This is a genomic window from Adhaeribacter radiodurans (genome assembly GCF_014075995.1).
GTDB lineage: Bacteria > Bacteroidota > Bacteroidia > Cytophagales > Hymenobacteraceae > Adhaeribacter > Adhaeribacter radiodurans.
This window is the reverse complement of sequence record NZ_CP055153.1, coordinates 6,466,350-6,478,106: the sequence shown is the minus strand read 5'-3', so window position 1 is coordinate 6,478,106 and position 11,757 is coordinate 6,466,350. Positions and strand designations below refer to the sequence as shown.

11 protein-coding genes are annotated in these 11,757 nt (G+C 42.8%); 4 read left to right on the top strand and 7 right to left on the bottom strand.

Translation table 11 applies throughout. The features are described from left to right. Positions 1 to 66: 66 nt before the first annotated feature. Both HUW48_RS25595 and HUW48_RS25590 read left to right on the top strand, forming a co-directional pair. Complete coding sequence (locus HUW48_RS25595; protein ID WP_182413630.1) at positions 67 to 657, top strand: TMEM175 family protein; 591 nt, start codon at positions 67 to 69, stop codon at positions 655 to 657. A gap of 134 nt (positions 658 to 791) precedes the next feature. Next, positions 792 to 1,289, top strand: coding sequence for a GNAT family N-acetyltransferase (locus HUW48_RS25590; RefSeq protein WP_182413629.1), 498 nt, complete (start codon positions 792 to 794; stop codon positions 1,287 to 1,289). Positions 1,290 to 1,510: 221 nt separating this feature from the next. Here the strand turns inward: HUW48_RS25590 and HUW48_RS25585 are convergent, their stop codons facing one another. From HUW48_RS25585 to HUW48_RS25570, 4 genes are all read right to left on the bottom strand, one after another. Then, the gene (locus HUW48_RS25585; protein WP_182413628.1) at positions 1,511 to 2,344 is read right to left on the bottom strand and encodes a DUF4097 family beta strand repeat-containing protein; all 834 of its coding nucleotides are present in this window, start codon (positions 2,342 to 2,344) and stop codon (positions 1,511 to 1,513) included. A gap of 535 nt (positions 2,345 to 2,879) precedes the next feature. Beyond that, positions 2,880 to 3,746, bottom strand: coding sequence for a DUF4097 family beta strand repeat-containing protein (locus HUW48_RS25580; protein WP_182413627.1), 867 nt, complete (start codon positions 3,744 to 3,746; stop codon positions 2,880 to 2,882). A gap of 12 nt (positions 3,747 to 3,758) precedes the next feature. After that, positions 3,759 to 4,565, bottom strand: a complete 807-nt coding sequence (locus tag HUW48_RS25575) for a HEAT repeat domain-containing protein (protein ID WP_182413626.1) — start codon at positions 4,563 to 4,565, stop codon at positions 3,759 to 3,761. Next, entirely contained in the window at positions 4,562 to 5,122 is a 561-nt protein-coding gene (locus HUW48_RS25570) for an RNA polymerase sigma factor (RefSeq protein ID WP_246343621.1), read from the bottom strand. The genes HUW48_RS25575 and HUW48_RS25570 overlap by 4 nt, the downstream gene beginning before the upstream one ends. A gap of 212 nt (positions 5,123 to 5,334) precedes the next feature. Between HUW48_RS25570 and HUW48_RS25565 the strand changes: the two genes are divergently transcribed. Both HUW48_RS25565 and HUW48_RS25560 read left to right on the top strand, forming a co-directional pair. After that, positions 5,335 to 6,144 carry a LytR/AlgR family response regulator transcription factor gene (locus tag HUW48_RS25565; protein WP_182413625.1) on the top strand — a complete coding sequence of 270 codons (810 nt, stop codon included), beginning with the start codon at positions 5,335 to 5,337 and terminating at the stop codon, positions 6,142 to 6,144. A gap of 131 nt (positions 6,145 to 6,275) precedes the next feature. Further along, positions 6,276 to 7,481 (top strand): acyltransferase family protein, encoded by a 1,206-nt coding sequence (locus tag HUW48_RS25560; protein ID WP_182413624.1) that lies wholly within the window; start codon positions 6,276 to 6,278, stop codon positions 7,479 to 7,481. 107 nt (positions 7,482 to 7,588) lie between these two features. On the opposite strand, the gene HUW48_RS25555 is transcribed toward HUW48_RS25560, so the two are convergent. From HUW48_RS25555 to HUW48_RS25545, 3 genes are all read right to left on the bottom strand, one after another. Further along, on the bottom strand, positions 7,589 to 8,983 hold the full coding sequence (locus HUW48_RS25555; RefSeq protein WP_182413623.1) for a GH1 family beta-glucosidase: 1,395 nt from the start codon (positions 8,981 to 8,983) through the stop codon (positions 7,589 to 7,591). A 255-nt stretch (positions 8,984 to 9,238) separates the two neighbouring features. Further along, positions 9,239 to 10,249 carry a glycosyltransferase family protein gene (locus HUW48_RS25550; RefSeq protein WP_182413622.1) on the bottom strand — a complete coding sequence of 337 codons (1,011 nt, stop codon included), beginning with the start codon at positions 10,247 to 10,249 and terminating at the stop codon, positions 9,239 to 9,241. Then, entirely contained in the window at positions 10,246 to 11,103 is an 858-nt protein-coding gene (locus tag HUW48_RS25545) for a UDP-2,3-diacylglucosamine diphosphatase (RefSeq protein WP_182413621.1), read from the bottom strand. Before HUW48_RS25545 ends, HUW48_RS25550 begins: the two co-directional genes overlap by 4 nt. Positions 11,104 to 11,757 lie beyond the last annotated feature (654 nt).

Genomic DNA, 11,757 nt, shown 5'->3' with positions numbered 1-11,757 from the left:
AAAAAAACTAAGCCTCTACAATAATTTTAACTTATAGGCTACATTTACATAATATAAACTTACCTAATGCATAAAGGACGATTAGAAGCATTTAGTGATGGTGTACTAGCCATAATTATTACCATTATGGTTTTAGAAATTAAGGTTCCACACGGGCAAGATCTGCGGGCTTTAGAGCCCCTAATTCCGGTTGTTATTAGTTATATCTTAAGCTTTATCTACGTGGCTATTTACTGGAACAACCATCATCATATGCTGTATACCGTAAAACATGTAACTGGCGATATTTTGTGGGCGAACCTGCACTTACTTTTCTGGTTATCGCTGATCCCGTTTGTAACCGGCTGGATTGGAGAGAATCATTTTGCTCCAATACCCATGGCCTTTTACGGGGTGGTTTTATTTATGTCGTCAATAGCGTACTGGCTGCTTCAAAACCGGATTATCCAAAACCACGATCCGGAATTTATTCTGACTAAAGCAATCGGAAAAGATATAAAAGGCAAAATATCTCCGGTTCTTTATTTCACCGCCATTTGCTCCACTTATTTCGGTTCCTGGATTGCAGGTAGTATTTACGTTTTAGTTGCTTTTATGTGGTTGATTCCGGACAAACGTATTGAAATAATAATGAAACATACTGCGAATGAAAAATAATCGGACGAGGCCAAAAGGTTACGAATGGTAAAAGAGCTATTCAGAATAAATATGCTAGTCGGAACTGCCTTTTAAATAAATTCTACACCAATTAAAGTATATCGGGTTAACAAATCTTTTAGACAAGTAATTTAATGCTGCAAACAGAAAGGTTAAGGATTGAACTGGCCGATTTAAATGACAAAAAATTTTTCTTTAACCTGCTGAATAGCCCTCACTGGAAGGAGTACATTGGAGACAGAGGAATTAAAACCGAACAAGATGCAGAAAACTACATTAAAAATTCGCTGATTAAAAACTATACCGATAAAGGATATGGGTTATACAAGATGGTAGAAAAGGCCTCTCACCTGCCCATTGGTATATGTGGTTTTATTAAAAGAGACTACCTTGATTCGGTGGATATTGGCTTTGCCGTACTACCGGAGTTTGAAGGAAAAGGTTATACTTACGAAGCGGCCAAAGCTGTTTTAGAATACGGCAAAACGCAGTTAGGTCTTACAACTGTTTATGGAATTACTACTCCCAATAACCAGGCTTCGCGGCATTTACTCGAAAAATTAGGGTTACAATTTATTGCAAAGAGAACCGCTCCCGGGCAAAATCAAGAGTTATTAATTTTCTCTAATTAAAAGAGGATACCAGTCATTCACTCCCTGAAAAATAATTGATAACAAAGAAACGCCCCTAGCTGGAAGATGTACACTGTACCATCAACTTAAAACAAAAACAATTGCCCGAGTTTTAGAAGATAACGATACGTAAAAAAGTATCAGGCAGATGTGCCTGACACAAGAAATACCTCTCCTAATATTGAGGAAATTGTAATGTATTCTTTTTTCTATACCTCTGGTTATTTGATTTTCCGGATGTAGATATTGCCGTTAAAGTTCTTGAACATAAACTCCGGACCACCGCCGTTTACCGAACCATAAAGCCATTTATCCAGTTTTATACTTTTGCCGCCACTTACTTTCACCAGGTCTTTTTCTTTACCATCTTTGTTGAAATTCATCTCAAAATCGCTGTAGATTTCGCCATTATCGGCTTTCATTTTGGTGGCAAACTTAGCATTAGCGGGTAAAGCAACGTCTATTTTCCCATTCATGGTGCTAAACGCCATGGGTACGTTGGGGTTAATTTTTCTTAAACTTACTTGCAGGTCGCCGTTTAAAGTATTAGCTACTACGGAACCAGAAACATCGGTGAGTCTAATATCATCGTTGAGGTTACTTATTTCCATTTCACCATTTACGCCTTCCACAATTATTTTACCGCCGTTCAGAGTACTAAGTTTTACCGAAAAATCGCGGGGCACTTTAATATTCAAGTCCATTTCTTTATTGAAGGAATTGGTACGTACCACTACCCGGTTATTTTCTTCGCTAGCCTCCAAGCCAAAGCTATTATTCGGGATCCGGCGCAGACCATTAGCAGCCGCGTCGTTTTGCCGGTCTCTTTTGCTGTCGTTATCATCGCCCCGTCCGGAATAGCCAATGATTACATCTTTACCAGAATGAGCCGTTACTTTAATAGAACCATTCATTAGTTCTACTTTTAAGTTGCCTGGCTGGCTTGGTTTAGATAAAGCTACCGTTAAATTCTTGTTTTCATTTTGAGCTACCACGGGCTTGGAAGGAATTATAATAATCCCGGCAAATAATAAAATATAAAGTAATCGTTTCATGACTTGGGTGAGTTAAATTTTGTTAATCTAAATAAGTTTAAGTTCTGTTAGCATAGCTTCGGTATGCAGTTGATTTTTAACTGCCTTGTTTCATTGCCGAAGTATTTGTTCTTTTTGTCTTGACACAAAAAGAACCAAAAAAGTCAAGACGATTTTAAACTCGCTCCGCTCAAACACAAAATCGTCGAGTTCTGCACCTAGCTAAGGTTGTTTGTTCTATAGCGACTAAGTGTTATTTGTTCTTAATTTTAATTTTTTCGTTTTCTTGCTTTGCTTCCTATTCTAATATCGTGAGCGTCCTCGCTCGTGATGATTATCGTCCGGCCTCTGGTCGGTTGTAGAATGATTGTGTTTCCGTTTTTAGCTTTATATGTAATTCCTGAATCAAAAGCTTTCCAATTCGCCCGGCCAGAGGCCTCCCAGATGGCAGCCACGAGCGAGGACGCTCGCGGCATTAGGATTTTTAAATTTTTAACTTCTCAACCTTATAACTTTTCAACTTGCAACTTGCAACCTTTAACCTGTAAACTCGCGCTCACTTCCCCTGCCGCACGTACACGTTGCCATTGAGGGTTTCGAAGCTGAAGGTGGGGCCGCCTTTGCTGAGACGCATGGTCTGGCGGTTATCTACTTTGTATATGGTGCCGGTGCCTTTGTTTTTGGTGTTTTGAATGGTTTGCGCCGGTAAAGTTTTCAGGTCATCGAAATCGCTGTAGAACTCGCCGTGCATGGTTTTAAAAGTAAAATCCGCGGATAAGTTAGGTTTAAACACCACATTCAGTTTCCCGTTAATAGTCCGGAAATCAGAATCACCGGTGGGGTTTTTAGTGTAGATTACGTCTACGTCGCCGTTCACGGTATTGGCTTTGGTGGTGCCTTCAATGTTGTTAATTTTAATGGGGCCGTTAACATTGTTGGCTTTTACGGCGCCTTGCGTGTTGGCCACCGTAACCTCGCCATCGTTCACTGTGGATACTTCCAGGTTAGTTTTCCGGGGTACTTTTACAGTAATATCAAAAGCAAAATTATAATTATCCTCGTCGCGGTCGATGTTCATACTGCGCATGCGGCCTTTGCGACGGTATATAAAAGGCGCTTCGAGGTAAACGTACACGGTATCGCCAGAGGCTTCGGTTTTTAACTGCACTTCGCGCATGCCTTTTTCGGCGTCGGCCTGGGTTTTGGCCGTAATGGTTTTTTCGGCGGTAAGCTCTACTTTGTCGCCGTTGTAACCTTCTACTTTTACATCGCCCTGAATATTTTGTACGTAGAGCACGTGCGTACCAGTAGGGGTGTTATAGCTGACGCTGCGCGTAATGTTTTCGGTTAATTTCTGGGCAAAGGAATTCCCGGTTAGCCCGCTGTACGTTAGTACCGCCAGGCTAAGTAACATCTTTTTCATAAGATTGATGGATTAGATAAGTACGTTGATGGTTTGTTTTACTTTGGCCTGTACGGCCTGATTTAAGTCTTTTTTGCGCAAGAGTTTTTGGAGTTCACCCACCGATTTTTTCTCCTGTAAGCTCAGCATAATATCGGCGAGCGCAATTTGAACCAGCGGCGAATCCTGCTGACTGATAGCGGCAATTAAACCTTCGCGCACCGCGGGGTTGCTGGCGTGTTGGTACAAAGCCTCGATGGTAGCCAGGCGCACGTTTACGTTCGGGTCGTTATTTAAGGTTTGCAGCAAAGCCCGGACTACTTTCGCATCGGCCGTTTCCAGATCGCCGGTTAAGTTCACCGCTTTCAGGCGTTCTGTGGCTGATGATTGCTTGAGTAAAGCAAGCATCATCACTTCGCGCATGGTTTGTACTTCGCCGGTTAAGTGACTTAGTTCTTTTTCGTACGTTTTCGCGGGTGTCAGCCGGAAGCCGATGCCTACGCCAATGGCCAGCACAATAACGCCGAAAACCATTTGCCCGAATACCTGCGGTACGCTCCACTGCGCTAACCAACTTTTGAAAAAACTGCTTTTAGGTACGCGATAGGGGTTTTCTTTTTTATAATCCGTCAGCATTTCCTGAAAATCCGCTTTCATGAAAGCACTGGGGGCCGGTGCCGGTATGTCGCCCATCTGACAATACAAATTTTTAAATTCCTGTATTTCCGTGGCCTTAATGTTACCTTGTTCCAGGTAATCCTGTAGTTCGGCTTCTTGCTGTAAGGTTAAGGTGCCTTCCAGGTGACCGGTTACTAAATCTATGTACTTCTCATCCATCATATTTCTTGCCGCTCTAATTGAGTATAAATATTTTTTAAATTCTGCATCGCCCGAAATACTTTTACTTTTACTGCCGCCTCGGAGCAGCACAGTATATCGGCAATTTCTTTGTATTTTAAATCCTGGTACCGGCTCAAAATCAACACTTCTTTTTTATCGTGACTCAGCTGGTTCAGGGCTTTTTGTAACAGTTGTATTTCTTCGTCTTTCTTGGTTTGCTCTTCTATATTGTATGAGTTGTGCAAACTGTTTTCCACGGTTGTAAAATCATCCGAAAAACCCAATCGACTGTCTCGGCGGTAATGGTCGGCGTATACGTTGCGGGCTAAGTGGTACATCCAGGTGGTAAATTTACCGTCGCCGGTAAACGTGTGTTTGTACTTGAGGATGCGCATAAATACGTTCTGTACCAAATCTTCGCTCACCATTTTGCTCGACGTAAACCGGTAGAAAAAGCTGTACAGCACCCGGTGGTACCGGTCGAACAGCAATCCCAGCCGATCTACGTCTCCGGATTTAACTTTCAGCATTAAAGCATTATCGGCAAGTGCGTCCAAGCGAAACAGCGTTTTGTTTTTCAGATTCAGGAAGGGAAACTACAGGTTTAGTGAATGGTTACAACCTTTTGGCAAATAAATTTAAAATTTTTCAGGAGACTTTGATAAACTATAAAAAAGGAGCATCCTGTCTAGTAACTAGAAAAAGTTTATCTTTAATTATCAATTAATTAACAATGCTCAATTACTTCTTTTAAGTAAGAAAAATAACTATGGTTACGGACATTAAGAAGATGCACTCTACCCCTGATGTCCGGCTGTTTTTATTGCTGATTCCTTTTGTCAACGCTTACAATTACTATTTAACTTACACCAACATTCAGCTTAACTGGTTTTTGGTACAAACCTTTACCGTGGATACTTTGCAAGGCTACGCCGCCTGGTGGAGCATACGCAGTTTTATTTTCTGGTTAGATAAACGGGTGCCTTATGCTCAGGGGCTTGTTAAACGGATATTGTTACAGGTATTGGCCAGTACAGTAATAGGCTTGCTTTTGATAATTGTTACGACCGAAATACTCAATGCTTTACTGCGGGAGAAGCCTGTACCGCTTAGTTTTTACCAGAACGATATTTTTATTTTTATCATCTGGTTTCTGGTAATTAACGGCTTTTATGTGGGCTACCATTATTTCCAGGAGTGGCAGCGCACGGAACAGTTACGCGCCGATGAGAAAAAAGTGCGCCAGGGAGGAATATGGGTAAAATCGGGTCGTGAAAATGTTTTAGTTGCCTTCTCCGAGATTCAAGGACTTTACGTGGATGGGGACTATACTGTGCTGGTTACAAAACTAAAAAAATACCTGCTGGAAAAATCCTTGGATAAAATGGAGGCTACCCTGCCCGCCGAAATGTTTTTCCGGCCTAACCGGCAGTTTATTATCAGTCGCCAAATAATTAACGGATTTAAACGAATCGAGAATGGTAAATTAATTTTACTGGTGCAGGACTTAGATTTCTTCCCGGATACAATTCAGGTAAGCCGTACCAAGGCTCCTGCGTTTAAAGATTGGTTTCAATAACTGCTCACTAATGCCATTCAAGGAGAAAAGCGCTACAGTTCGCCGGTAAAGCAATATTAAGGCACTGTAGATACGGGTAAACAAGCCTATTTTTGAATCAAAATTAGTTTTCCCGAAAAATCTATTCCCTTATGCCTACCCTTAGTTCGTTTCAACCAACCTTAAAATCAGCCACCCAAACCGAACGTTTTCATGGCTTAGATGCTACCCGCACGTTTGCCTTGCTCATCGGAATCTTTCATCACGGCATTGAATCGCTTGTTACTTACGTAAACAACGACTGGGCCACCCAAGATAGCCAGAGCAGCATTGTACTAGATATTTTGTTCTACGTTTCGCACGTTTTTCGCATGCAAACCTTTTTTCTACTGTCGGGATTTTTTGTCCATTTATTGTACCACCGCAAGGGCGAGACGGCTTTTATTCGCAACCGGTCCAAGCGGCTCTTATTACCTTTTCTATTATTCTGGCCGTTACTTTACGGTCTTAATTGGTCGTTGTGGGTATGGGGAATCCAACGGGTTACGCAGCTGAGCCGACCAGAAGCAATCGCGAAACTGCCTGGTTTTATGGTTTGGGAGCAGGGTTTTCCTTTAATGCATTTGTGGTTTCTTTATTTTTTAATCTTGTTTTGTTTGTTGGTGGTTCTGGTGCGACCTATAATGGAAAATTGGATTGACCCTGCTCACCGGATTCGTTTATTTTTTGACCGCCTGTTAGCAAAATGCCTGCAAAACTGGTGGGGCAGTTTAGCATTAGGAATACTAATGATTGGCCCCATGCTGGGCATGACCGACTGGTTTGGGGTAGATACCTCGGCCTCCGGAATAGTGCCGCGGTGGGCTTCTTTCACAGTTTACGGGCTTTATTTTACTTTGGGTTGGTTTCTGCATCGGCAGCCAGGCTTATTAAATAATTTTCGGAAGTTCCGGCTTGTTAACCTAGGCTGGAGCGTTGCCTTAATTGGAGCCTTAATAACTATTAATTTACTTTATGCGGAGCCAAACGCCGCCGTAGCTCAAATTATTTTAGCGGTTCTTAATACCGTATATGCTTTTGCCTCTATGACTACTGCCCTCGCGTTTATTGGCTACATGATGGTTTACTTCTCCGAACCAAAACCGCTTATCCGGTATTTATCTGATTCGGCTTATTGGGGTTATTTAATTCATTTACCGGTGGTGGTCTTTTTTCAAATTTTGGTGGCTCCTTACGCCTGGCATTGGCTTCTAAAACTCGGGTTTATTTTTGGACCAAGCAGTATTATTTTATGGCTCACCTATCAATACGGCGTACGCCATACTTGGCTAGGGGCCCTACTTAATGGGAAACGCTAGGCTGACAAACAAAATTTGAAAGGTAATTAATAGCACTACACCAGCGGGATTAAAACTTTCTACATGAGCACAAAAAAGCTTTTCTTCTTTTAAAAATCAGGAAAGGTTTAATCGTTTAAAAACTCCGTATACCACTTACCCGAAGCTTTTACAATACGTTGCTGCGTTTCGAAATCGACGTAGACTAAACCAAAGCGGGGGTGGTAGCCTTCAGCCCATTCAAAATTATCCGTGAACGACCACACGAAATAGCCGTCTACTTTCACGCCTTCTTGCCTGGCCTTAAGTACTTGCATTAAGTGTTCCTGAATATAATGTAACCGTTGCGTATCGTTTACTTCGCCGTTAACAACCTGGTCCGGGAAAGCGGCGCCGTTTTCGGTAATGATTAATTTTTTGATTTGCGGGTACTTGTTGTACTTGTGCAGAATGTGGTAGATCGAGGGCGGGTACACTTCCCAGTTCATGACCGTAGAAGCTACCCCGCGTTTTTTAGGCGGCACCAAAGCGGCTTGGATAAAAGGCGTGAAAAAAGCGTATTTCACCATTTCGCGGGTGTAGTTCTGGATACCAATAAAGTCAAAGTCAAAGGGCAGCAAAGCTTCATCGCCTGGCTTCATAAATTCTTGGATGCGGCGGAGGTAAGGTACGTCGGCGATGGGATAGCCCAGACCCAGGCCTGGTTCGATAAACAAGCGGTTGAGAATCGCATCTACCCGGCGAGTAGCGCCGTGGTCACGGATAAGCGTTGGGCGATAAGGTTCCAGATGAGAGCAAGAATACGTGGTGCCAATTTCGGCGTGCGGCAAAGCATTTTTTAAAATCCGGCCGCCTTCGGCCTGGCAAAGGGCAGCGTGGTGGGTAGCCGCTAAAAAAGATTTAATGCCGCGCCGACCGGGAGCGTGTACACCTAAAAAATAACCGGCGCCCACAAAAACCATGGGTTCGTTCAGCACCATCCAGTATTTAATACGGTCGCCGAATTGGCTGGCGCACAAATGGGCGTATTCCTGAAACCAAGCTACTATGTCGCGGTTGGTCCAGCCGCCGCGGTGTTCGAGGGCTTGTGGTAAATCCCAGTGGTATAAAGTTACCCAAGGCTCAATGTTGCGTTCCAGGCAGCCGTCAATTAAACGGTTGTAGTAATCAATGCCTTTTTGGTTGGCCTTGCCGTAGCCCTGCGGGAAAATGCGCGACCAGGCCAGCGAAAACCGGAAGTTTGGGATATTCATCTGATCCAGGAGGCAAATATCTTCGCCGTAGCGGTTGTAAAAGTCGCAGGAATGATTGGCGTGGTGGCCCGATTGAATTTTACCTTTAATGCCCGAAAAAGTATCCCAGATAGAAGGACCTTTGCCGTCGGCGGTATGGGCGCCCTCAATCTGGTGCGCCGCCGTAGAAACGCCCCACTGAAACGTTTCGCCAAAAGCCGCCCGGGTTAATGGTTGCTCGCTGGTTTGGGCCTTATCGGCAGTAGTATTTTTTAAAAAAGTTTGCTGCATCTGGTTATTACTCAAAACGCCGGAAGTAAGCTTCCAGCGTTTCCATTTTTTTAAATTTTTGCTGAGCTTGGACTCCTCTTCGCTGGTGCGAGCTTGCAGCTCGTACCATAATTATTATTGGTATTTTAGTGATACGAGCTGCAAGTTCGCACCAACAATTAGTTGTAAATTTATCTCGCCAGTGCGGAGACTGGCTTTTGTCTATCGGTCCAAGTGACGCTGTGCTTAACTCTTGAACCATTCGTTTCTGAAATACTAAACTACCGACTGGTACTTATCCGCGGCGTGTTCCTGTAAAATCTGATCAATAATTTGTTCGGTTTCGTTCGGGTAATTTACCGGTATCACCGCGCCGTTTTCGAGCCACTCCTGAATAACCGGCAAGTGTTTGGTTTTAAGCGATGGAATAACCGGTACGCCCATTTGTTTTAAAGCGGCCGCGTTGCATTGTTGTTCGTACTGACTTTTCATGGGAATGGCCAGTAATTTTTTCCCCAGGTACAAGGCTTCGGCGGGAGTTTCGAAACCAGCGCCGCACAACACGCCCGCACTGGTAGCCATACTTTTCACAAAGGCTTCGTTTTGAATCGGGTTTACCTGAATGTTTTTGTGCCGGAAAGGCGTTTTGTTATGCTTCGAGAACACCTGCCAATCCGTATTTTTAAAATTTTTTAACTGGTCAATCAGCTTCCAGTCGTCGTAGGCGGGCAGGTAAACGGTAATGTGGCCCTGGTTATCGGGAGTGAGTTCCCGAATTTGGGAGCGGATAACCGGGGTAAAAATATTATCGCCAAAACGGTCGAAGTGAAAGCCGTAGTGGTGCGTGGCCGGCGCGTAATTTTTTAAAATAAACTTACCGAACACATCTTCTTTTTTGGGTTGTGGGGCTTGCGGTGCCAAAACGGCGCTTTGGTGACTTAAGGCCACGCAAGGCTTCTTTTTAAAGTAACAAGCCCAGGCCGAGACCGGCTCAAAATCGTTCAGCACTAAATCATACGCCTCAATGGGCAACTGCCGCATTTGCTGGTAAAATGCCCGGGAGTTTAGCTTGCCAAAGGTTTTTACAAAATCAACCCCGCCTTTCTTACCGAAAATAAAACTTAAACCGCTAAACTGATGCTGTACCGGATAAGGCAAGGATATATCGGCCTGGCAGCCGCTTACCAGAATATCTACTTCGCCGCGCTGTTGTAAAATAGGGATAATATCCCGTGCCCGGCTTAAATGACCGTTTCCGGTGCCCTGTACGGCGTATAATATTTTCAAGCGCCTTTTAATTTAAATTCCTGCATTAAGTTTTGCATGAGCTCCGGGTAGTTTAATACTTCCGATGCTGTGTCGGGGAGTTCTTCTTCCTGGTAGGCTAGGGTGGCATCGTCGTGGTAACGGTACAAATGCCATTGACCGCCGTAGTATTCCAGGGCGGTTAAGTTTTCAATCCAATCGCCGGAGTTGAGGTAAGTAACGGAGCCAATATCTGTGCTGATTCGCTTTATTTCGGGATGGTGAATATGGCCGCAAACCACGTAATCGTAGCCATTATCAATGGCGATATTGGCGGCAGTTTCTTCGAAGTTATTAATAAAAGCAACGGCGCTTTTCACCCGGTTTTTAATGCTACGGGATAGGGATATTTTGTTGCCGTTGAGTTTAACCGAAAAAAAGTTAACAAAGCGGTTTATCAAAATCAATAAATCGTAGCCTACGGCACCCAGTTTGGCGAGCCAGCGGGAGTGCTGCATAGTAACGTCGAACACGTCGCCGTGGAAAATCCAGGCCTGGCGGCCGTCAAGCTCGAGTAATAATTTGTTCTGGATGGTAAACGAACCCATTTTAAACCCCACAAACTTGCGCAGCATTTCGTCGTGGTTACCGGTAATGTACTGCACTTTCACACCTTTGGCGATTAAACCGGTCAGGTATTTTACTACCTGCATGTGCGCTTTGGGCCAGTAACTTTTACTAAACTGCCAGATATCAATAATATCGCCGTTCAGAATAATTTTTTTGGGTTTAATGCTTTTCAGGTAGCGCAGAAGTTCTTTGGCGTGGCAGCCGTAAGTGCCTAAATGCACATCCGAAATAACCACCACCTCCACTTTTCTTTTTTTTACGCCCATAATAATCGGGTAAAAGCCTTAGGTAGTTGGTTGACCGGTTTGATCGGACTTTAACGCCGAATAAAAAGAATGCAGCCGATATAAGACAAACTGATCTACTAATTGCCGGAACAAACGCGTGAGTGCTTTCATAGTACTTCCGATTTTTAAATTTTGGTTAAGAAACAGCCCTAACGTTACAAGCTTGATTTAAAGGAGATCAAACAGAATACCGTAACAAGTGTATTTCTCAATATTTAAAACTACAAAGCAAGTATTAGCCAAATATTACCCCCAAGTTAAGTTTAGGTAAACACCAGTAAAAAGCTAAAAAAATGAAGTGTCTTATTATTTGATAGGACATTAATACTTATAAGTAAAAATTAGTAAGTAATCGTTTATATTTTAATTTAATTATTTAATAAACTTATGTATTTTACCAAATACACTTTAAAATTTGTGTCATATTTATAAATAAACATTTAAAATTAGATAAGTGGCATCAAATTTTAATGCGAATTTATGATATTATAAAATTTAAAATGTTGAATATTTTTGAATTATTTTAAAAAATGGGCTGGATTTTAAAGGGTTTTCTGAAATATAATGAACGAAGAACTTTAAAGTCAGAAAATTATAGCTGTTAGTTGGATGATTTGTAAATTTTTCAATGAT